Genomic DNA, 20,655 nt, shown 5'->3' on the forward strand with positions numbered 1-20,655 from the left:
ATTCTTATGAAACACAATAAACACTCTTTATCAAGAAGAACTTTTGTCAAAGGCGTTGTCGCTTCAGGTGCAATGCTTTACGGAATAAACCTCAACGCTTCAACCGACACAGTTAAAAAGCGCAAAAAGACCGAAGAACTCTCAGGAACGGTTTTTAATCTGTCTATAGACAAAACTCTTGTCAATGTAACAGGAAAACCCTCATATGCTACGGCAGTCAATGCTATGCTGCAGGGTCCTACACTCAGATGGCGCGAAGGCGACACAATTACCTTACACGTAACCAACAATCTCAACGAATCCGCCTCTATTCACTGGCACGGTATCATTTTACCCTACCAAATGGACGGCGTTCCGGGAATCAGCTATGACGGTATCGCGCCGGGAGAGACATTTACCTATACCTTTACCGTCCGTCAAAGCGGAACCTTTTGGTATCATTCCCATTCTGCTTTTCAGGAACAGACAGGTGTTTACGGCGCCATTGTCATAGAACCAAAAGAAGAGAAAGATCCCTATGAATACGACAAAGACTATGTTGTCCTTTTATCCGATTATTCAGATGAAAAACCCGCAGCTATTTACCGAAAACTGAAGCTTTTTCCTGATTATTATAATTTTAACAGAAGAACTGTCGGCGATTTCTTTTGGGAAGTCAAAGACAAAGGATTTGTTGAAGCCTTTAAAGCACGTCAAATGTGGAATAAAATGCGTATGTCAGACAGAGATCTCTCTGATGTAACAGCCTACACCTATACTTTTTTGATGAACGGGCAAAATCCGGCAACACGTTTTAGGGCACTTTTTCAAAACGGAGAAAAAGTACGGCTTCGATTTATAAATGCAGCCGCAATGACATTTTTTGATGTTCGCATTCCAGGGCTTACAATGAAAGTTGTTGCAGCAGATGGCAATAATATACAGCCTGTGGATGTGGATGAGTTTCGCATAGGTGTTGCAGAGACATATGATGTCATAGTTGAACCCGAAAATGACAAAGCCTATGCTATTTTTGCACAAAGTATAGCAAGAAAAGGCTATGCACTCGGAAACCTTTCAACTGATGCAAATATATTGGCAGAAGTGCCGCAAATGGATCCGCCGCAAGCACTTACAATGCTTGATATGGGCATGAGTAAAGATATGGCACAGATGAAAAGTATGGATATGGCAAAGAAACAATCAATGCCATCTCTACAAAAGCCCATTCCCCTTACAAAACTGCCAATACGATGGGATGTCGGCACAACCATGCGGGCAATGAATCCGCAGTACAGACTCGATGACCCGGGTGTCGGACTAAGAAACAACGGAAGAAAAGTATTAACCTATGCAGATTTACGCTCTTTGCGCTCTACAAAAGAAGACAGATATCCAGACAGAGAGATCGTTTTGCATCTAACAGGAAATATGGAGCGTTACATGTGGTCTATCAACGGTATTCCTTATCATGAAGCGGCACCTTTGGAGTTTCATTACGGCGAACGTCTGCGTATCACTTATATAAATGACACTATGATGAACCATCCAATGCATTTGCATGGTTTGTGGAGTGATCTTGAAACCGGTGATGAAAATCATTTGGTACGCAAACACACTATTATCTCACAGCCCGGTTCCAAAATAAGCTTTCGTGTCACAGTGGATGCAAAAGGTGCATGGGCGTACCACTGCCACTTACTCTATCACATGACAGATATGTTTAGAAAAGTCGTGGTTGATTAAAGGATTTATGATGAAAAATATACTCACAAAATTAACACTTTTAACGACTCTGGCAACGCTCTCTTTTGCCGGTGGAGGTGGTGATACCCTGCGTGCAACTTTTACCGCTGACAACCTGGAGTACCAGACAAACAGCGAAAAAAATCTTTACTGGGACACCTATGGATACATTGGCTATGATCTCAACAAACTCTACTTCTACAGTGAGGGAGAAAAGCCCAACAGTGGCGATGCAAGCAGTGAAAATCAACTCCTTTACTCCCGTGCGGTTGCCCCTTTTTGGGATGTGCAGGCCGGTATCAGTTACGGTATAGCCGGATCAAACAACAAAACATGGGGCGTTCTTGCTCTCTCCGGCCTGGCTCCTTACTTTTTTGAAACACGGGCAGCTTTACTTTTTAGTGACGATGGCAATATTGGTCTGAGAATTGACATGGAATATGAGGCACTCATCACCCAAAGACTCATCCTCACACCAAAATTTACACTCGATGCCTATACAAAAGATGCCCCGACTATGGGTTACGGTTCAGGCATCTCAAATCTTACTCTCGGCGCAAGACTTCGATATGAATTCAGAAGACAGTTTGCCCCCTATGTCGGCATTGAATGGGCAAAAAACTTTGGGACAACAAATACCTACTCTCCGCTTAATGAAGCTTATGCGACTTTTGGTCTTCGATTTTGGTTTTAATTCGCTACTAAACCTGTAAGCTTTTTTTGGCTTACAGTATTTCCTCACAAACTCATCACACTTTTTTGATACCGTATCAATATCTTAAGTGTTGTTTTGCATTTCAAAACTAATTTTAAAACTTAAGAATAAGGGGTATATTATGTTAAAAATGTTTTTTTTACTCGGTATCAGTCTCGTCACTTTTGTAACAAATGCTTACGCTATTCCGGCATTTGCAAGACAGATGGGAATCTCGTGTAATGCCTGCCATTCACAAAACGGATTTCCTGCGCTCAATCGTTTCGGACGAAGCTTTAAGGCAAGCGGCTACACAATGGTCGGTGCACAAAAGTCGATTTATGATGACCAAAACGGGAAATTTCTTTCACTGACAGACACACTCAACCTCTCTTTGAATGTTAAAATCGGGTATGTTCAAGGAGAAGATCCTGCCGAAGCAGCCCAAATTCAGTTTCCACAGGCTCTTGGCTTTATGATAGCGGGGCGTGTTGCCAACAATATTGGTGTATTTACCGAAATCGGTTACGAATCAGAAGACGGAAATGATCCTGTATTTCAACTCGCTACTTTGGTAGTGCCTGTTGTCTATGAACTTCCAAACTATACACTCGGAACTGTATTTTACCGAACAAGTGAATTTGGAGCAGCCGCTTCTTATGACACACTGGCAACCGGTTCCAAAGCAAACGGGCAGACACTTGAAGCTGTTTCTGTCACATCTGCGCAGTCTTACATTGTCAATAATGCAGGAGAAGAAGCTGCCGCAGAAGGTATCGGCTTTTATATTGCAAGTGATTTATGGTACGGTGTTTACTCTGCCTATGTACCAACTGTCGGTACCGTCTCAGGTGTTACACCCGCACATTACGCTTCCCTTGCTTTTACACCACAGGTCGGCAACTGGGATCTTGGCATGAGCACTCAAATCTGGTGGGGAACAGCCTCAAGAGATGATGCAAATACATCTTTACCAAAAATAGAAGATAAAACAGACAAATTCGCACTGAACTTTCAGGCTATGGGATCCGTTGACACACTTCCTGTGAGTGTTTTTCTCACCTATGCCCAGGCAAAACAAGGCAGTCTCTTTGCACAGACTCCAAACAAGGTAAAAGCAGCTACCATTATGGGTGAAATAGCGCCTGTTGCACATATTCTTATGTTCTCAGCAGGCTACAGGGCGGCAGACAACGGTGCATATACAAACTCTGCAGACAATGCACAACTTCTGGCTGTCAAATATTTTTACAAAGAAAATGTGCAATGTCAGTTTGATTATGTCTTTAATCAAAATTCTCAAAAACGCAATGAAATATACTTTACATTACGTGCAGTTTTCTAACACTTCCTTTTTTCTGTCATGCTATAGACTTTTCTCCTCCATAGCATGACATCTTTTACGAAACTCACAAATTCACCACAAACTCTTACTATACTTTTCTAAAATAAATTCTAAAAGGATGGAAGATGATTTACAAAACACAAACGAGCACTCCTCTTGAAACAGTCAAAGCAGAGATTCAGGACAAGGCAAAAGCATTAGGTTTTGGTGTATTGGGGTCTTATGATTTTCAAAAGATATTGAAAAGCAAGGGATTTGAACTTAAAACACCAATCACAGTGTATGAACTTTGCAATCCTCCTGCTGCAAACATGGCACTCAATGCCATTGCCGACATTTCCGTGTATCTTCCCTGCAGAATATCCATTTACGAACAAAACGGTAAAACGGTTCTGGCGACAATCGGCATAGAAGAGATGCTCAATGCAGTCGATGTAGACGAAGATTTTAAACAGCATATGAGCGAAATTTTCAATAACTTGCGTACTCTTATGAGTGCTTTTTAAAGGAAACAGTATGTTTGAACATGCAATGACAGGATGGGGGTTTACAATGGGTTTAGGATGGATTATACCGTTGCTTTTAATTTTTGCGCTTTTTTATTTTATCAACAACAATAACAACACTGACAGAGAATCGGCACGAGATATTTTAGACAGAAAGTATGCAAACGGCGAAATAGACGAAGAAGAGTACAAACGAAAAAAAGAACTGCTGAAACACTGATTTGGAGGTGTATTATGAGTGAAAAGAAAACAGAAGAAAACACAGAAGAAGAAAATATATACTGTATTGATGATTCCTGTGAAATAGGCAATGTATTTTATACCTGTCCTATGCATCCGGAGATTCACCAGGACCATCCCGGGAACTGTCCAAAATGCGGCATGACCCTTGAAAAAGAGGTTGAGGCACTGCCGACGATTAAGACACAGTACACCTGTCCCATGCATCCCGAAATCATCCGTGATGAACCGGGAAACTGCCCTATATGCGGTATGCATCTTGAACCTGCCACCGTACAGGCCGAAGAGAAAAACGAAGAACTTGACGATATGAGCCGCCGCTTTTTGATAAGCACCGTTTTGTCAATTCCTTTGTTTGCCCTGGCAATGGTTCATGACATTACTCCGCAGTATATTCCCTCCTGGCTGAGTGCACAATTAGTACAGTGGATTGAATTTGTTCTGGCAACGCCTGTTGTACTTTGGGGTGGCTGGCCTTTTTATGTCAAAGGCTATCAGTCGGTAAAAACATGGAACCTCAATATGTTTACACTCATTTCCATGGGTGTGGGAGCCGCCTATCTTTACAGTGTCGTGGCTCTTTTCTTTCCTGAAATTTTTCCGCCTTTAATGCACACAAAAGAAGGTGTTGTCCCTGTTTACTTTGAAGCAGCAGCCGTCATTACCACCCTTGTTCTTTTAGGACAGGTGCTGGAACTGCGGGCAAGAAGCAAAACAAACACAGCCATCAAAACACTTCTGAATCTTGCGCCAAAAAAAGCGCATAGAATTATAGATGAAGAAGGAAATGAAGAGGAAGTAAATCTCGAACTTGTACATGTAGGTGACAAACTCCGAGTAAAACCGGGAGAAAAAATTCCTGTTGACGGCATTGTTATCGAAGGACAAAGCAATATTGACGAGTCTATGATTACAGGAGAACCTGTTCTTGTGCAAAAAACAGTAGGCGATACACTCATAGGGGCTACCATCAATAAAAACGGCACCTTGGTTATGCAGGCGACAAAAGTAGGCTCGGATACGATGCTTGCACAGATTGTCCAGATGGTAGCACAGGCCCAGCGCTCCCGTGCACCGATCCAACAGCTTGCCGACACGGTGTCAAGTTATTTTGTACCTGCAGTTGTCATTTCAGCGGTACTTGCTTTTATAGGCTGGTATATCTGGGGACCGTCTCCGCAATTGGCGTATGCCGTTGTCGCTGCCGTTTCTGTTTTAATTATTGCCTGCCCGTGTGCCCTCGGCCTTGCTACACCGATCTCAATTATGGTGGCAACCGGTCGTGCGGCACTCTCGGGTATACTGATTAAAGATGCAAAAACACTTGAAACGATGGAAAAAATAGACACTCTCGTAGTAGACAAAACAGGAACACTGACGCTTGGAAAACCAAAAGTGACCGATTTTCTCACTGCACCCGGCTATGATACGCAAGAGCTTATAAAATATGCTGCTTCACTTGAGCGTGCCAGTGAGCATCCTCTTGCACAGTCTGTTATAGACTATGCAAAAGAGTCAAATATTTCACTTATCAATGTAGACAATTTTGAAGCGGTGCCCGGCAAAGGAGTCATTGCCAAAATTGACGGTAAAAAAATAATTCTGGGCAGTGAAAAACTTCTGCAGGAACAGGGTATCTCCATAGAGGAGGTCCAGACAAAAGCAGATGCCATGCGCAATGATGCAAAAGGTATTATTTTTATGGCAATAGATGATAAATATTGTGCAATTATTGCGATAGAAGACCCTATAAAAGAGACTTCTGTTGAAGCTGTTCATACATTGGAAAAAGAGGGCATAACAGTTGTCATGCTCAGTGGAGACAATGAATTTACAGCCAATGCTGTTGCCAAAAAACTTGGCATTTCAAAAGTATATGCCAATGTCCTGCCAGACGGCAAGGCAGATGTTGTAAAAGAGCTCCAAAGTAATGGAGCACGCGTTGCTATGGCCGGTGACGGTATTAATGATGCTCCGGCACTGGCACAGGCAGATGTCGGAATTGCCATGGGAACAGGCACAGATGTGGCTATTGAGAGTGCGGGAGTCACTCTTATAAAAGGCGATCTGCTGGGTATTGTAAAAGTACTGCGGCTCTCTCGCGCCACAATGCAAAACATCAGACAAAATCTCTTTTTTGCTTTTGTGTACAACAGCGCCGGCGTCCCGATTGCGGCAGGGGTACTCTATCCGTTCTTTGGGATTGTACTCTCCCCTATTATTGCCGCAGCAGCTATGAGTTTCAGCTCTGTTTCTGTTATTGCAAACGCACTGCGTTTAAAAAATGTAAAACTGTAATCAGGAGGTATAATGAAAATTGTTTTACTGACGCTCAGCACTTTTGTACTCTTCATAAGTGCCTGCAGCGATGAGAAAAAAGTTGCCAAATCTTCGGCGCCGGGGATGAAATGCGGCTCCGGAAAATGCGGCGCAAATATGTTTGACGGCAGTGCAGCACTTGTCAAAAAAAAGAAAAATATTTTAGCACAGATGAGACAGGATGATCCGCGTCAAAACTGTGTAAAAAATGCAAAAAGTACAAAAAAAATGTATGATTGTGTAAGAGATCCCAAAACACACATTATGACACTCAACTGCGGGGAAGGCAAATGCGGTGCAGCCATGCCGGCACCCACAATGAAATGCGGTGCAGGGAAATGCGGCGGTTCCATGAAATAGTTCTTAGTCGAGAACTATTTTCTCTTTAAAAGAAACGATATGCGCATCCAGATGCAGTTTTTTATTTAGCATTTTCTTAAAAGCTTTTTGACTCTTGAGTTCTCCATGTACCAAGAAGACTTTTTTCAAATCTTGCATACTCGAGATCCACTCTAAGATTCCGTCTCTGTCCGCATGGGCGGAAAATCCGTTAATTGTATGAATAGATGCCTTGACAACAATATCTTCTCCCAAAACATTGATCCATTTTGCTCCCTCGACGATTTCACGTCCCAAGGTTCCCTCAGCCTGAAATCCTACAAAAATCACGGCATTGCGTTTATCCCAGATTCTGTGTTTAAAATGGTGTGTAATGCGTCCGCCGTTGCACATTCCTGCTCCGGCAATGATGATAGCACGGCTTCTTATATCATTTATGCTTTTTGAGGCTTCAGGTGTTTCTGTATAGACAAGCGAATCAAAATTAAAAACGGTTCCGTCTTCTTGCACATTTGCCTGACATTTGTTTGTCAATTCATTCACATATTTTCGATATACGGCTGTTGCCCGCGTTGCCATGGGAGAATCCAAAAACACTTTACATTTTGGCAACTCTCCGCTCTCATGCATCTCTCTTAAAATACACAGCAACTCCTGCGTACGTTCCACCGCAAATGACGGTATCAGCACATTTCCACGGTTATTGAGCGTTTTTACAATAACCTTTTTAAACTCTTTGATTGTTGCATCAATTGGCTGATGGTCTCTGTCTCCATAGGTTGTTTCAACATACAGACTTTGTGTTTTGTCACATTTGTTTAAATTTGGCATGACAAGGCCGTTATCATTTCCGATGTCACCTGAAAATACAATAGTATGCGAATCACTCTTGTCCATATAAGAGAGTTCGATAAAAGCGGAACCTAAGATATGCCCTGCATTACGGTAGACAAAACTCACACCTTCGCATAAATCATAATATTTGTTATATTCAGGATTGACCCACTCTATACTTTGAAATGTTTTTTCCACATCCAAAGGCTGGTAGAGTGGTTTTGAAAGTTTTTTTTCTCTTCCTTTGCGCAGTGCTTTTCTGTACTTTGTTTGAAAATCTTCACTCATTATTTTCGCACTGTCCATCAAAATAATCTCTGCCAAATCCATTGTGGCGGCAGTAGCATAGATTTTTCCCTTAAAACCCTCTTTGACCAGTTTGGGAATCCGTCCGATATGATCAAGATGGGCATGTGTCACCAAAAGATAATCTATACTCGAGGGTTCAAAATAAAAGGCCTCTTCGTTTTTCTCTTCATCTTCGCCCTGAAACATCCCGCAGTCTATCATGATTTTCACACCATCAATTTTAAGGACATGACACGAACCTGTCACCTCTTTTGTTGCACCGTACGATCTCACTGTTGCCATCACAAATCCTTTACATGTAATCTACATGTAACGATTATACGCCAATATTTCTTAAAAATCTGCCAAACTACTTTCTTGGTATAAATTCAAGGACACTTGCATTGATACAAAACCGTTTGCGTCCGTCAGGCAAAGGAAAAACATGTCCCAAATGTATGCCGCTTTTTTTTGCAATAATTTCAATCCTCTGCATACCGTAACTGTTATCTTCTTTTTGTATTGTCGCACCGTCAACCGCCTTGTAAAAACTGAGCCATCCGGTTCCTGAATTAAACCTGTCTCGCGTATCAAACAGTACTTCACCGCTGAGTTTGTCTACAAATACACCCTCAGACGTATGTTTAAATATATCATACTGTTTGCAAAAGCGGTTATCCGTGCCCTGATTAAACGCTACCTTGTAACTCTCGGAATTTTTACCCAGTTTAAAATTACCCAGGGCTTTATAAAATTCTTTTTCATTCATAAAACCGACATGACCGGCTATTTCTTTTCCATCTTCTATAAAAAGCACAGTAGGCGTTGCATAAAGTTTTGTTTGTATTGCAAAGCCCTTCAAATCACTTGCCAAAACTGTCCGCATCGGCACTTTCCCTTTATAGTTTTTTGTCACCTCTGTATCAAATTTTTCACAATAGGGACAAAAATTAGGACTTTTAATGACCAAAATCTCTTTGCCTCCCAAAGGTGTTACAAAATCATGTTTTGCTTGTTCTTTTTGAAACTTGACACCGGTAGCATGGTTGGGACAATACCCATGAGGATGTTTTTGCAGATAATCCTGATGGTAGGTCTCTGCCGTATAAAAATGCTTCAACGGTTTTATTTCTGTCTGTATTGTGCCAAAGCCCTTTTGTCTTAAAAGCTTTTGATACACCTTTTCTGTCTCGTGAGCAATTTTTTCCTGTCTGGGTATTGTGTAAAAAATGGCGCTTCTGTAATTGTTGCCAATATCATTACCCTGTCCGTTTGCCTGTGTCGGGTCATGCAGTTCCCAAAAAGATTTTATCAGTGTTTTTGCATCTGTTTTAGAATTGTCATAAACGACTTTGACCGATTCGGTATAGTTGATGATCTTTTTGCCGTCTTTTGTGTAACGGTTTTTCAGTACCTTCTCATAGGTCGGATTGGGATAATTCCCGCCTGCATAACCGGACTCGGCACTGACAACCCCCTGCATATGTTCAAAATGTTTTTCAACACCCCAAAAACATCCTGCTGCAAATACTATTGAGACTATCATGACTTTTCCTTCTTTAATTGTTCTTTGATAACATCCGCCACACGAAATGCGTTTGCATAGATCGTCCATGTGTAGGGAACACTCCCGCCTGTCGGCATAAAAGAGGCATCCGCGACATAGAGATTTTCCAAATCATGGGCTTTGCAGTTTTTATCCAGTACCGATGTTTTGACATCTTCGCCAAACCTGCATCCGCCCGCGACAAGGTTAGGCGGCGGTGCAGAAGATATGGAGTAATCAATCTCCTCACACCCAAGCTGTTTAAAACTTTCACTGCTTTTTGTGCCAAATATTCTCCTACTTCCAGGTCATGCGGATGTCCGTAGAGATTTATAACCCCGACAGGTACACCGTATTTGTCCCTGACTGTATCATCCACACTCACAAAGCATTTGTCCGTAGGCAGCCAGTCGTTAAAGACTTCAAAGGTCAGTACTCTTGAGCGTGTTATGCGTTTTTTAATTTTCTTGGCAAGGGCATCACCCCACAAGAGATTTCCGTTTTCATCATAAACTTCACGCATCACACGGGAAATAATATTTTGATGCTCAAACAAAAAGTCAATCGTTCCGCCTTTTTGCATCTTTGCATTCATTTCAAAATCATACCAGTCTTGTAAAGAACGGTTGAAAAAAACACCGACTTCCATCAGCTCTTTTTGCTGCTGCGGTGTCAGTTTTTCAAAGACAAAGCGTCCGCTTCCGCTGCCGCCTGCAGAAAAAATAAGATTTTTCCCGACTTCGCCGCTGGAGTTTGCCAAACCATTTGGAAAATGCTCATTTTTAGAATTAAGCAAGAGTCTTGAGGTCTCAATCGCCTGTGCCGCTACAACAAAAATTTTTGCCTGCACAGAGTGTCTGATACCGCGTTTTGTGTAGTAGTACGCCCGTGTCACTTTTTTATCATCGCTTTGAAGTTTGTAGACAAAGGCATCTGTAATAATTTTTGCAGAGCATTTTTGCAGTAAGGCGGCACGACCGCTTCCCTTTGCTCCGCTTGCACAGCCATAACTGCCGCAAAAATTGGAGTAATAACAGGCATTGCGCCCAAGTGCATTTTGCGACAATATGGCACGCGGTGTCGGTATCGGGGTATAATGAAGCTCTTTGCATGTAAGGTCAAACCACTTCGTAACACCGTTTGTCTGCAACTCAGGGTAAGGCAGATCTGCACGTGAGCGCGGTTCAAGATGTTTGTGTTTGACAATTTTCCCGCTCACACCCACAACTTTTTCAACCTTGTCATAATACGGTTCCAAGTCCTCATAGCTGATCGCCCAGTCAACAATATTTGCCCCTTTGATCTCGCCGTATACGCTCTTGAGTTTAAAATCATTTGGCTTGAGTCTGTGAAAATATCCGCTCATCAGGTTTGAGGAACCGCCCACCATGGAGCCGTTCCAAAAATTCCAGCCCGATGCTTCCCCGTCATAACGGGTAAAACTACCGTCTGCGTTATACTCATTTATAATATGTTTTTGTTCACTCAGCGGCGGAGTAAACATATCACGTCGTGTGACGGCTATTTCATCTTTGTTAAAATCACGCTCTGTATAGTTTTCGCCTTTTTCCAAAACGACAACACTGAACCCGGCATTGGCAAGCTCATACGCTACGGGAGAACCACCTGCTCCGCTGCCGATTATACATACATCAACCATTATATCTCTGCCATTACATGTAAACCTTTTGCGGTCTGGGTTGTCCGCCTTTGAAATTGAGCCATTGCCAACCGGCTTCTTTGTTGTTTCCGCCATATACAGGGTCACCGAGCATTGCTTCAAACATATAGTTCATCACATCATAAACAAAACTCTCTCCCCACTCTGTTTGTGTTATATTCTCAAGAATACTTTGCCTTTGCATTGGCGAAAGCTTTGTATACTCTTGTCTATAGCTTTGAATGGCTTCTTCATTCAGCCATTTCACACCGTTTTTTAAGAAAGTTTTATCCGCATCGCTTATGCGGCTGTGATGAAATATTTTTTGCATGTACGGAGCAGTTTGTATCCCTAAATGCTGTGCCTGAGGGAACAGGTCTTTGTGTAAAAGGGTGAAGGTTTGCAAGGGTATTGTCACGCCAAAAAGGGTGCATCCGTCCATTAAAAAAACGGCACCGGAAAGAAAACTTGCCTGTAAAAATTTTCTACGAGAAAAGGTCATCAAAAAAAGAACCTTTCTTTTTTGGTTTATAAGAGGATGTCCGTTCATCCACAAAATCAGGATCCCCTTTTTCAAGCATCTCTTTTGAAGGTTTTTGTATATGTTTTTTAGGCTTTTTCTCTTTCACAAAAGTTTGTGTAACTGTACCTGCGGTACTGTGAGGAATACACATCATAGCCTCCTTCTTTTTAATTATTACAACTATTATACTCAAAAAGTGTGTAATAATTGTGTAACACCTTTTTAGTTTATCAGCATTTCTTCAAAATAACGTTCAACATCCATGTATGTTTTTCCACTGTTGTCTCTGAAAATAAGATTCTCTTTTTCAAGTTGTTTTATATGGTGTAAGCCCATCACAGCGAGCAGGTTTCGTATTCCAAAAAGCAGCTGTTCATGATATGATGCAATGTTTCTTGCTTTTTTCTCTATCAAGAAGGAGGCTCTTTTTTTCTTGTCCTGTGTTGCCAGACCGACAGGACAGGCACGACCGTGTGCCCCTGAACACTCCCGTGCTCGGATACATCCGGCACTCATCATAAAAGCTCTTGCTATGGCTACATAGTCCGCGCCCAAACCGAACAGGACAACAGCATCATCAGGTGTCAGTACTTTTTCGCTTGCAATGAGTTTGACTTTTTGTCGTGCGCCTACTCTTCTTAATTCGCTATCTGCTATATAAAGCGCTTTTGCAATATTCATGCCGACACTCATCATCATCTCCAGTGGTGCAGCACCGCTTCCTCCGTCTCCGCCGTCTATGGTAATAAAATCAGGATAGGCATTTGAACCGGCAGCAAGGCGCTGTTGGATAAGATTTGCATACTCTGTAAAATTCTCCTGGGATGAAATCACAAGCTTGATGCCTACCGGTTTTTCAGACAAGGCTTTGAGCCTGCCCGTAAAATCAAAAAGCTCTTCTATGCTGTGTGCAAAAGGAAACTGATTTGGACTGAAAAGATTTTTGTGTGCTTCTACCCCGCGATAATAGGCGATCTCTTCGCTTACCTTGGATGCAAGCAGTTTCCCTCCGGTCTGCTTTGCTCCCTGTGCCATTTTAATCTCTGTCATTTTACAAAAACGCATTGTCTTTTGGTAGCGTTCCTCGCAGAAATTTCCTTCTTTGTCCCGCACACCGTAGAGTCCGCTTCCCATCTGAAAAATAATATCAGGCATATCATCAGGCACCTGTGAAGGAAAAGTGCTCATAGGCGCATCCCAGTTAACCCGGTAAAAAACCAATTCCGTTTTATCAAAAAGATAACTGTCAGGAGCAGGAGTTGTCACAACCATATGTTTGTATACCTTTTGTGCAGTGGCCGGGTTGATCAAAAATTTTACAATTCTATACACATTTTTTGCAAAGAAAGTTCCCTCTTGGATTTGAAAAAATTGACACTCTCTTGTATATTTATGGGTATAAAAAAAGTTTGAAGTCAGACTGCCTTCTCCTGTATTGATAGGAAATTTTCCAAGATAAGCCCCTTTTGTAAAAGCACGTGTTCCCTCAGGAGAGATAGCCCCGTCACTCATGGCACTCCGCCCGAGAACAGATCTTGTTGTAAAAGGCTTGGGAGAATCTTCTCCAAAAGTTGCAGAAAAATCATCGCTCACATCTTCTGTATTAAGCACACAGTTGGCATTTTTAATGCCCAGTCTTGCAGTTTTTTGCGGTTGTCCGGGAGAAAAAGAGGCATAGGCGGATTTTCGTTCAGCCGAGTCATATACCCATTTGACCTTGTCAAACGATTCATAAAATTTTTCATCACCAAAATATTGACGCATCGGGTCACGCAGTGCATAAAACAGATACCGCAAACGACCGATTAACGGATAGTTAATCAGCAGCTGGTTTTCCCGTTGAATATACCTGTCATAAATAAATAAAACTATAGAAGTTACAATAAAAAGAATAGTTATTGCCTTAAATAGAAACATCAATATTGGGAATTGGATTTCTCCTATTTCATGCGTAAACCTGAATAATGCTTCCATTGTTTAATTTTTTTCTCCAAAAACAAGTCTGTCCAATGAAAATTTTCCTGCACCAAAAGATAAGAAAATAAATAAAAATGCCATATAATAGAGTGGAATTTCAAAACCGTTATCACCTGCTGCAAAGCCGTTATGCAGATGGACAGTGACTATGGCCACAATCATTATGATAATCAAAGGAATAGAAATGAGTCTCGTAAAAAATCCTAATGTCAACAACACAACCCCTGTTATTTCTGTACTGGCGGCCATGTAGGCATTCAGTGTCGGAAACGGAATACCCATTGAGCCAAACCACTCTGCAACAGACTTCATATCATTCCATTTCATCATTGCCGGTTCATAAAAACCGTATGCTACCAAGAGTCTTGCAAAAAGCAGACTTAACGGCTGCAGATATTCCCTAAACGTGAAAACTCAAGATATATCTTTTTCAAATTCATAACAAACTCCTTAAGTTGTATGAAAAATTTTACTGCTTTTGTGTGTAATAAGTGTGTATAATCAGGAAAATTTAATGTTTTTTGGAAGAGAGCGTATTTTTATGCAAGAGCGTATACGATAATATTCATATAACAGAGGAGGCCTCTGTTATAAAATGCTCGCTAGTTAGCGCCGCACTTTCCTTTGCCGCACTTCATACCGCCTTTTTTCTTTTCCTGCATCTCTTTCTTTTCTTTCATCTCTTTCATGGCAGCACCGCATTTCATGCCCGCTTTTTTCATACCGGCACCGCATTTGGAATCACCCTCTTTCTTCATTGGCTTGTCCATTGAAGATCCGCATTTGCCTGCGCCGCATTTCATATCGCCTGCACTGAGTGAAACTGCACCGAGTCCTGTAAAAAGAGCCGCGCCCAAAAGTAAAGCTGTAAGATTTAACCTGTTCATATTGTTATCCTTTGATATTTTAAGTTAGAACAATTGTAGCATAAAATATATTACAATTATTACATTAAAAAATTATACATTTTAAATGTGTAGTATCTGTGTAGTGATTATTTAGTGTATAATTTTATAAAAAAAGGCATTCGCTGTGATTTCAGAAAAACAGACACTCAAAGAAGCATTCAAAATATTTTACAAAGAGCATCCAGGCAAGAGTTTTGAAGATTTGCTGGAAAAATTTGCAATCTTCGGCGGTGTAGGATGGGGCGAGATAGATACATCAAAGCCTTCCTATGAGCTTATAGAGAAACTCATACTCAAAGACTATCACTACATTCGCAATGATATCAGTGAGATTACGGGCGGAGCCCCGCTGTATCATGCACTTTTGAGTGCCATTGCCATGGGTGACGGCAAAACACATGCAAGCTACAAGCGGGCAAAACTTGAAAAAGAAGTCGGAGACAAAGCAGTAGAGGAGCTTACAGCAAGAGGGATTATACGTGTCCAAAAGCCCAAAAAAGAGTTTACCTCCTGGGAAAATGATGAAAAACTTGATAACAAACTCTACTTTACAACACCATTTTTACGTTTTTGGTTTGCATTCGTCTCTCCGCTTTTTAAAGGCATTCGTGACGGTGACTACAGCGAAGTAAAAAAACGCTGGCAAAACAGAGAAGCGGAGTTTGCCAATCTGATTTTTACCCAGCTCTCCCATGAGCTTCTCAAAGATATTTTTGCAAAAGAGGACCCTGTTGAAGAGATTTCAAGCTACTGGGATAAAGAAGCAGAGTTTGACATCTTTGCCAAAACAGAATCAGGCAAGACAGTTGTCGGCAGTACAAAATATACAAATACAAAAATCAAAAAGAGTGAACTTACTCGCCTGCAGGAGCTTGCAAAAAAAGCAGGCATTCATGCAGATATATTTGTCATTGTCTCAAAAAAGGGTTTTTCCAGTGAACTTAAAGCTTTGAAAGGACAAAATCTGCGCCTGTTAACACTGAAAAACTTTGCCAAACTGGTAGAATAGTCATGGCCAAGAAAGTATTGCTGCTGCATGGCTGGGGAGGAAGCGATTATCCGCACTGGCAAAGCTGGCTTGCGGGAGAGACTGCCAAAGAATACGGCTGTGTCAATTTTTTAAAGTTTTCAAATTTTGATACGCCAAAACTTGCTGTCTGGATGCAGGAGCTTGAATCTGCTCTTGCAGATTTCAAACCAGATATCGTCATCTGCCACTCGCTCGCAAATACCTTATGGTTTCATCTGTGCAATACAAAAAAAGTACCCGAAATAGAGAAATTGTACCTTGTCGCACCGCCGAGTCTTACATGTAAGATAAAAGAACTTGAGGAATTTTTTCCGGTATCGGCACCGGCTCAGCTGTTTGCAAAAGAGACCCTGCTTATTGCCTCTACAAATGACCCTTATATGAGTCTGGATGAAGCAAAAGAATTGCAGAAAACTTTACATGTAAAGATAAAAATACTCAACAATGCAGGGCATATCAATACAGACAGCGGATATGGAAAATGGGAATGGATGCGCAAAGAGCTGCAAACTGTTTTATAGCTCTCTTACGCGTAAATATCCAACGACTTTGACTGAGAAACACTCGGTTTTACTTCACTCTTCAACGATGTCTCCAAGACCTGTGCTTTTTTTAAAGTTTCATTGCTCGCCTTGAGTAATGAGGATGTATCACTTTGTGATGAAGAGGAATCTTTGAGTGAACTCGGATCCAGTCTTCCAATCTGAACAGGACTCGGATAAGGTGACTGGAATGTATACTGCGCAATATTCATATCGTCCTCCTTAAGCTGTTTTTCCCAATTATAGCACAAAGCATGTAAAAATTTAATAGACAAGAGTGTAAAATACCTTTATGATTCAATTAACAAATATTTCAAAATCTTTTACCACCCAAGAACTTTTTTCAAACCTCAGCCTCAAACTCAACTCCGGCAACCGTCTCGGACTTGTAGGACGTAACGGCAGCGGGAAATCGACCCTTTTTAAAATAATTACCGGTGAGGAAGAAGCCGATGAGGGTGAGATTCTCCTGCCAAAAAACTATCGTATCGGCATACTCAAACAACACTTGAGTTTCAGTGAAAAAACACTGGGAGAAGAAGCGGCACTCGCTCTTGGCGAAGAGATGCAGTATGATACCTACAGAGTGGAAAAAATCCTTTTCGGACTGGGATTTAGTGCGGATGATTTGAACAAAGACCCGCTCTCTTTCTCTGGCGGTTACCAGATACGCATCAATCTCGCAAAACTTTTGGTCACTGAGCCAAATTTACTGCTTCTGGACGAACCGACAAACTATCTCGATATTGTCTCGCTGCGCTGGTTGCAGACATTTTTAAGAAGTTTTGAGGGAGAGGTTATCCTTATTACCCATGACAGAAATTTCATGGACGGAGTATGCACACATACCGCAGGCATTGTACGAAAAAACATCAGACTTGTCGAGGGAAATACACACAAGTTTTATGCCCAGCTTGCAAGCGATGACGAACTGCACCAGAAACAAAAGCTCTCTCAGGACAGAAAAGTAAAAGAGCTTGAAGAGTTCATCGCCAAAAACAAAGCACGTGCCTCTACGGCCTCGCTTGCACAGTCCAAAGTAAAACAGCTGCAAAAGATGGACAGGCTTGAAGATTTAAACACAGATGCCTCGCTTGCGTTTCGATTTCATTACAAAGATACGCCTGCCAAAGTATTGCTTGATGTCAAAAATTTAAGCTTTGGCTACACAGCAGATAAAATACTTTTTAAAGATATCAGCTTCACACTTGCAAAAGGCGAAACCCTGGGCATCATCGGAAAAAACGGCAAAGGGAAATCAACCCTTTTAAACACCATTGCAGGGGAACTCAAACAAAACAGCGGGGAGGTTATCTGCAACGCCGCAACTGAAGCTGCCCACTTTGGACAGACAAACATCGCCCATTTAAACCCTGACAATACCGTCATGGATGAAATTTACAATGCCAATGTAAACTTAAGTGAAGCAAAAGTCAGAAGTATCTGCGGGGCGATGCTCTTTAGCGGTGAACACGCCGAGAAAAAAATCTCCCTGCTTTCAGGCGGAGAAAAAAGCCGCGTAATGCTGGGACAGATAATTGCCAAAGATGTCAATCTCCTGCTTTTGGATGAACCGACAAACCACCTTGATATGCAAAGTATTGAAGCCCTTACAAATGCCATCAATGCGTTTGAAGGCTCAAGCATCATTGTGACCCACTCCGAAGAGTTACTGCGCCGTGTATGTGACCGACTCATCATCTTTGCAAAAGATGGCGCTGAATATTTTGACGGCGGGTACGACGACTTTTTAGAAAAAATCGGCTGGGATGAGGAAGAGCAGGAAGAAAAAACGAAAACAGTACCAAAATCAAATCACAAAGAAAACAAAAAACTGCGTGCCGAACTTATACGGGAGCGGAACAAACTTGCTTCCCCGCTCAAGAAAAAAGTCGAAAATCTCGAAAACACAATAATGGAACTTGAAGATACACTTACATGTAAACATGAAGAGCTTATAGAAGCATCCAATGCAGGTGACAGCGCCACGCTCATGGAACTTTCAAAAACTGTTTCGGAGATGGAAAAGCAGGTAGAAGAGATGTTTGAAAAACTTGAAGAAGAACAAACCAAACTTGATACAATTTTAGAAGAGTATACTTTAAAGATAGAAGAAGTAAGCTAAAGTACCCAGACGCTGAATTTTCTGTTTTTGATTTTTCCGTTTTTGAGTTTTTTATGGGCTTCGTCTATCAAAGAATTTTCAATTGCCACATAACTTTGTCTGTCGTACAAATCAATTTTACCGATGCTTTTTCCCTGCAGTCCGGCATCACCTGTTAAGGCTCCGAGTATATCACCGGCACGGATTTTATCCTTTTTGCCGCATTCTATGACCAAAGTCACGAACTCTGGTTTCATTTCAAAACCCTGCTCTTTTTTAAGCACAGAGACATCTAAAAATTGATGTTTTTCATCATTTTCATATGGTTCAAGCTTTTGTGCCTCATACTCGTTATACAACGTAATTGCAATGCCCTCTGCCCCTGCCCTTGCGGTACGTCCTATACGGTGCGTATATGTTTCTTGGGTATGGGGCAGGTCATAATTGACAACCATGCTTAGCTCTTTTATGTCAAGCCCGCGGGCTGCCACATCAGTTGCCACCAAAACGGGACAGGATTTGTTGGCAAACTGTACCAGCACGTCATTTCTTTCATACTGTTCCAAATCGCCGTGAATTGCCAGTGCGTCTATTTTGTTCCGCACCAAAGACTCTGCAAGCTCTTTTGCTTCAACTTTTGTATTTGTAAAGACGATTACATTTTGCGGTTTATAGGTAGAAAATATACGAATGAGTGTTTCTGTTTTATGCTCTGTTTGATAAAACTCCTGCTTTATTTTATTTTCTATTTCCTGTGCTGTTGTCTTTACATGTAAAGCATTGCTTTGAAGTTTTTTGCTGATTGCTAAAATTTCATCATCATAAGTGGCGGAAAAAAGCAGCGTCTGTCTTTGCTTGGGCACAAAAGAAAGCACAGCATCTATCTCTTCTATAAACCCCATATCAAGCATTCTGTCTGCTTCATCAAAAACAAGAGTCTTGAGATTGCTCAGATCCAGACTCTCTTTTTGCAAGTGCTTTAAAACACGCCCGGGTGTTCCCACGACAACATGTGCCTGATGTGCCAAAGAGCCAAGCTGTCTGCCAAAAGACTCTCCTCCTGTGAGCATCAAAATTTTAATATTATGCTGAAACCGTGCAAGACGGCGCAGCTCTTTGGCAACCTGATCGGCAAGTTCACGGGTCGGGCACAATACCAAAGACTGCACACGAAACTTTTTCACATCCAGATGATGCAACAGTCCTATACCAAAAGCAGCTGTTTTCCCGCTGCCTGTTTTAGCCTGTGCAATAACATCACGTCCTTCCAATACAGCAGGAAGTGCCTGAGCCTGAATGGCAGTCATCTGTGTGTAACCGAGTGATTCTATAGTCTGAAGCATTTTTGGAGAAAGCGGAAGTGTAGTAAAGTTCATTGAGTAGTTTCTTTTTTGTAATTATAGCTAAAATGTCAATTTATAGCCAACACCGTACTCCGTTTTAAGATACTGGGCTTTTGTTCCGGTATCGCCTATTTTTTTACGAATATTTTTTATATGGTTATCCAAAGAACGATGCGAACTGATAGAGGAGAGGGCATTGACAAGTTTTTCCCTCTGCATAACACTGTTTTTGTTTTTGATAAGCAAGGAGAGGAGTTCAAACTCAATAGTCGTCAGATCAAGCTGTTTTTGTTGAAAATAGACATGATTGTTTTTTATTTCAAAGATTTTTTTTTCGTCTTCTGTTTTAATCGCACTGTTTTTTCCAAGCTGTAGCCATATTCTAGCCTCAAGTTCTTCAAGATCCAAAGGTTTTGTCATATAGTCACTCGCTCCGTATCTAAAAGCCAAAAGTTTTTTCTGTGTATCACTGTAGGCACTTGTCACAATAATCGGCACAGAAGAGTGATTTTTAAGACTTTTCAAGACTTCAAACCCGTCAAAATCAGGCAGATTTATATCAAGCAATACAAGATCAAACGGCTCATTTTTTACTTTTGCCACACCATCAGTCGCCGTAAATACAGCCTCAACAAAAAACCCGCAGTCACTCAAATATTCGAAAATAAGTTCCGAAGAGAGTTCATCATCTTCTACAAGTAATATTTTGCCCTTTTGCATGCGTTATCCCAG

The 20,655-nt window shown here is 41.5% G+C and carries 21 protein-coding genes and 1 pseudogene; 10 read left to right on the plus strand and 12 right to left on the minus strand.

Annotated features, from left to right (window positions below; translation table 11 throughout):
- Positions 1 to 6: 6 nt before the first annotated feature.
- The 7 genes from MLC44_RS12690 to MLC44_RS12720 all read left to right on the plus strand — a co-directional run bounded on the left by MLC44_RS12690 (position 7) and on the right by MLC44_RS12720 (position 7,189).
- Positions 7 to 1,725: a copper resistance system multicopper oxidase gene (locus MLC44_RS12690; RefSeq protein ID WP_434657661.1), complete on the plus strand. Its 1,719-nt coding sequence runs from the start codon at positions 7 to 9 to the stop codon at positions 1,723 to 1,725.
- Positions 1,726 to 1,735: 10 nt separating this feature from the next.
- Positions 1,736 to 2,419: a copper resistance protein B gene (locus tag MLC44_RS12695; RefSeq protein WP_434657663.1), complete on the plus strand. Its 684-nt coding sequence runs from the start codon at positions 1,736 to 1,738 to the stop codon at positions 2,417 to 2,419.
- Positions 2,420 to 2,561: 142 nt separating this feature from the next.
- Positions 2,562 to 3,764 (plus strand): hypothetical protein, encoded by a 1,203-nt coding sequence (locus MLC44_RS12700; protein ID WP_151899340.1) that lies wholly within the window; start codon positions 2,562 to 2,564, stop codon positions 3,762 to 3,764.
- Between the two features lie 125 nt (positions 3,765 to 3,889).
- Positions 3,890 to 4,270: a DUF302 domain-containing protein gene (locus MLC44_RS12705; RefSeq protein ID WP_434580572.1), complete on the plus strand. Its 381-nt coding sequence runs from the start codon at positions 3,890 to 3,892 to the stop codon at positions 4,268 to 4,270.
- A 10-nt stretch (positions 4,271 to 4,280) separates the two neighbouring features.
- Positions 4,281 to 4,490, plus strand: a complete 210-nt coding sequence (locus MLC44_RS12710; RefSeq protein WP_418640786.1) for an SHOCT domain-containing protein — start codon at positions 4,281 to 4,283, stop codon at positions 4,488 to 4,490.
- 14 nt (positions 4,491 to 4,504) lie between these two features.
- Positions 4,505 to 6,808, plus strand: a complete 2,304-nt coding sequence (locus tag MLC44_RS12715; RefSeq protein WP_434657666.1) for a copper-transporting P-type ATPase — start codon at positions 4,505 to 4,507, stop codon at positions 6,806 to 6,808.
- A 12-nt stretch (positions 6,809 to 6,820) separates the two neighbouring features.
- The gene (locus tag MLC44_RS12720; protein ID WP_434657668.1) at positions 6,821 to 7,189 is read left to right on the plus strand and encodes an HvfA family oxazolone/thioamide-modified RiPP metallophore; all 369 of its coding nucleotides are present in this window, start codon (positions 6,821 to 6,823) and stop codon (positions 7,187 to 7,189) included.
- Between the two features lie 3 nt (positions 7,190 to 7,192).
- Here the strand turns inward: MLC44_RS12720 and MLC44_RS12725 are convergent, their stop codons facing one another.
- From MLC44_RS12725 to MLC44_RS12765, 9 genes and pseudogenes are all read right to left on the minus strand, one after another.
- Positions 7,193 to 8,593, minus strand: coding sequence for an MBL fold metallo-hydrolase RNA specificity domain-containing protein (locus MLC44_RS12725; RefSeq protein ID WP_434657671.1), 1,401 nt, complete (start codon positions 8,591 to 8,593; stop codon positions 7,193 to 7,195).
- A gap of 67 nt (positions 8,594 to 8,660) precedes the next feature.
- Positions 8,661 to 9,836 (minus strand): peptide-methionine (S)-S-oxide reductase MsrA, encoded by a 1,176-nt coding sequence (gene msrA / locus MLC44_RS12730; RefSeq protein WP_434657674.1) that lies wholly within the window; start codon positions 9,834 to 9,836, stop codon positions 8,661 to 8,663.
- Positions 9,833 to 10,129, minus strand: a complete 297-nt coding sequence (locus MLC44_RS12735) for a GMC oxidoreductase (RefSeq protein WP_434658889.1) — start codon at positions 10,127 to 10,129, stop codon at positions 9,833 to 9,835. The genes msrA and MLC44_RS12735 overlap by 4 nt, the downstream gene beginning before the upstream one ends.
- Before the next feature lie 491 nt (positions 10,130 to 10,620).
- A pseudogene (locus MLC44_RS12740) lies at positions 10,621 to 11,592 on the minus strand (NAD(P)-binding protein); the annotation flags it as partial.
- Complete coding sequence (locus MLC44_RS12745; RefSeq protein ID WP_434657676.1) at positions 11,510 to 11,998, minus strand: gluconate 2-dehydrogenase subunit 3 family protein; 489 nt, start codon at positions 11,996 to 11,998, stop codon at positions 11,510 to 11,512. The pseudogene MLC44_RS12740 and the gene MLC44_RS12745, both read right to left, overlap by 83 nt.
- Entirely contained in the window at positions 11,982 to 12,173 is a 192-nt protein-coding gene (locus MLC44_RS12750; RefSeq protein ID WP_230973282.1) for a hypothetical protein, read from the minus strand. The genes MLC44_RS12745 and MLC44_RS12750 overlap by 17 nt, the downstream gene beginning before the upstream one ends.
- Positions 12,174 to 12,241: 68 nt before the next feature.
- Positions 12,242 to 13,993: a glutamate synthase-related protein gene (locus MLC44_RS12755; RefSeq protein WP_434657678.1), complete on the minus strand. Its 1,752-nt coding sequence runs from the start codon at positions 13,991 to 13,993 to the stop codon at positions 12,242 to 12,244.
- Between the two features lie 3 nt (positions 13,994 to 13,996).
- Positions 13,997 to 14,356 (minus strand): HvfX family Cu-binding RiPP maturation protein, encoded by a 360-nt coding sequence (locus tag MLC44_RS12760; protein ID WP_434657680.1) that lies wholly within the window; start codon positions 14,354 to 14,356, stop codon positions 13,997 to 13,999.
- 242 nt (positions 14,357 to 14,598) lie between these two features.
- Positions 14,599 to 14,883 (minus strand): hypothetical protein, encoded by a 285-nt coding sequence (locus MLC44_RS12765; RefSeq protein ID WP_151899331.1) that lies wholly within the window; start codon positions 14,881 to 14,883, stop codon positions 14,599 to 14,601.
- 145 nt (positions 14,884 to 15,028) lie between these two features.
- Here MLC44_RS12765 and MLC44_RS12770 point away from each other — a divergent pair, with 145 nt between their 5' ends.
- Positions 15,029 to 15,913: a DUF234 domain-containing protein gene (locus tag MLC44_RS12770; protein ID WP_434657682.1), complete on the plus strand. Its 885-nt coding sequence runs from the start codon at positions 15,029 to 15,031 to the stop codon at positions 15,911 to 15,913.
- Between the two features lie 2 nt (positions 15,914 to 15,915).
- Entirely contained in the window at positions 15,916 to 16,455 is a 540-nt protein-coding gene (locus MLC44_RS12775; RefSeq protein ID WP_434637024.1) for an RBBP9/YdeN family alpha/beta hydrolase, read from the plus strand.
- Positions 16,456 to 16,460: 5 nt separating this feature from the next.
- On the opposite strand, the gene MLC44_RS12780 is transcribed toward MLC44_RS12775, so the two are convergent.
- Positions 16,461 to 16,688, minus strand: a complete 228-nt coding sequence (locus MLC44_RS12780) for a hypothetical protein (RefSeq protein WP_346389801.1) — start codon at positions 16,686 to 16,688, stop codon at positions 16,461 to 16,463.
- 80 nt (positions 16,689 to 16,768) lie between these two features.
- Between MLC44_RS12780 and MLC44_RS12785 the strand changes: the two genes are divergently transcribed.
- Positions 16,769 to 18,601 (plus strand): ABC-F family ATP-binding cassette domain-containing protein, encoded by a 1,833-nt coding sequence (locus tag MLC44_RS12785; RefSeq protein WP_434657684.1) that lies wholly within the window; start codon positions 16,769 to 16,771, stop codon positions 18,599 to 18,601.
- Here MLC44_RS12785 and dbpA read toward each other — a convergent pair.
- The gene (gene dbpA, locus MLC44_RS12790; protein WP_434657685.1) at positions 18,598 to 19,956 is read right to left on the minus strand and encodes an ATP-dependent RNA helicase DbpA; all 1,359 of its coding nucleotides are present in this window, start codon (positions 19,954 to 19,956) and stop codon (positions 18,598 to 18,600) included. The genes MLC44_RS12785 and dbpA overlap by 4 nt on opposite strands.
- A 27-nt stretch (positions 19,957 to 19,983) precedes the next feature.
- Positions 19,984 to 20,643, minus strand: a complete 660-nt coding sequence (locus tag MLC44_RS12795; protein WP_151899325.1) for a response regulator transcription factor — start codon at positions 20,641 to 20,643, stop codon at positions 19,984 to 19,986.
- Positions 20,644 to 20,655 lie beyond the last annotated feature (12 nt).

Source organism: Sulfurimonas sp. NW9, from assembly GCF_051132275.1.
Lineage (GTDB): Bacteria > Campylobacterota > Campylobacteria > Campylobacterales > Sulfurimonadaceae > Sulfurimonas > Sulfurimonas hydrogeniphila.

What these genes read in the sequence shown, in the direction of transcription:
- MLC44_RS12705 (WP_434580572.1), top strand. Translation starts at nt 3,890, where the DNA reads ATGATTTACAAAACACAAACGAGCACTCCTCTTGAAACAGTCAAAGCA.
- MLC44_RS12750 (WP_230973282.1), bottom strand. Translation starts at nt 12,173, where the DNA reads ATGATGTGTATTCCTCACAGTACCGCAGGTACAGTTACACAAACTTTT.
- msrA (WP_434657674.1), bottom strand. Translation starts at nt 9,836, where the DNA reads ATGATAGTCTCAATAGTATTTGCAGCAGGATGTTTTTGGGGTGTTGAA.
- MLC44_RS12780 (WP_346389801.1), bottom strand. Translation starts at nt 16,688, where the DNA reads ATGAATATTGCGCAGTATACATTCCAGTCACCTTATCCGAGTCCTGTT.
- MLC44_RS12795 (WP_151899325.1), bottom strand. Translation starts at nt 20,643, where the DNA reads ATGCAAAAGGGCAAAATATTACTTGTAGAAGATGATGAACTCTCTTCG.
- MLC44_RS12745 (WP_434657676.1), bottom strand. Translation starts at nt 11,998, where the DNA reads ATGACCTTTTCTCGTAGAAAATTTTTACAGGCAAGTTTTCTTTCCGGT.
- MLC44_RS12700 (WP_151899340.1), top strand. Translation starts at nt 2,562, where the DNA reads ATGTTAAAAATGTTTTTTTTACTCGGTATCAGTCTCGTCACTTTTGTA.
- MLC44_RS12765 (WP_151899331.1), bottom strand. Translation starts at nt 14,883, where the DNA reads ATGAACAGGTTAAATCTTACAGCTTTACTTTTGGGCGCGGCTCTTTTT.
- MLC44_RS12715 (WP_434657666.1), top strand. Translation starts at nt 4,505, where the DNA reads ATGAGTGAAAAGAAAACAGAAGAAAACACAGAAGAAGAAAATATATAC.
- MLC44_RS12695 (WP_434657663.1), top strand. Translation starts at nt 1,736, where the DNA reads ATGAAAAATATACTCACAAAATTAACACTTTTAACGACTCTGGCAACG.
- MLC44_RS12725 (WP_434657671.1), bottom strand. Translation starts at nt 8,593, where the DNA reads ATGGCAACAGTGAGATCGTACGGTGCAACAAAAGAGGTGACAGGTTCG.
- MLC44_RS12785 (WP_434657684.1), top strand. Translation starts at nt 16,769, where the DNA reads ATGATTCAATTAACAAATATTTCAAAATCTTTTACCACCCAAGAACTT.
- MLC44_RS12690 (WP_434657661.1), top strand. Translation starts at nt 7, where the DNA reads ATGAAACACAATAAACACTCTTTATCAAGAAGAACTTTTGTCAAAGGC.
- MLC44_RS12710 (WP_418640786.1), top strand. Translation starts at nt 4,281, where the DNA reads ATGTTTGAACATGCAATGACAGGATGGGGGTTTACAATGGGTTTAGGA.
- MLC44_RS12720 (WP_434657668.1), top strand. Translation starts at nt 6,821, where the DNA reads ATGAAAATTGTTTTACTGACGCTCAGCACTTTTGTACTCTTCATAAGT.
- MLC44_RS12775 (WP_434637024.1), top strand. Translation starts at nt 15,916, where the DNA reads ATGGCCAAGAAAGTATTGCTGCTGCATGGCTGGGGAGGAAGCGATTAT.
- MLC44_RS12755 (WP_434657678.1), bottom strand. Translation starts at nt 13,993, where the DNA reads ATGGAAGCATTATTCAGGTTTACGCATGAAATAGGAGAAATCCAATTC.
- dbpA (WP_434657685.1), bottom strand. Translation starts at nt 19,956, where the DNA reads ATGAACTTTACTACACTTCCGCTTTCTCCAAAAATGCTTCAGACTATA.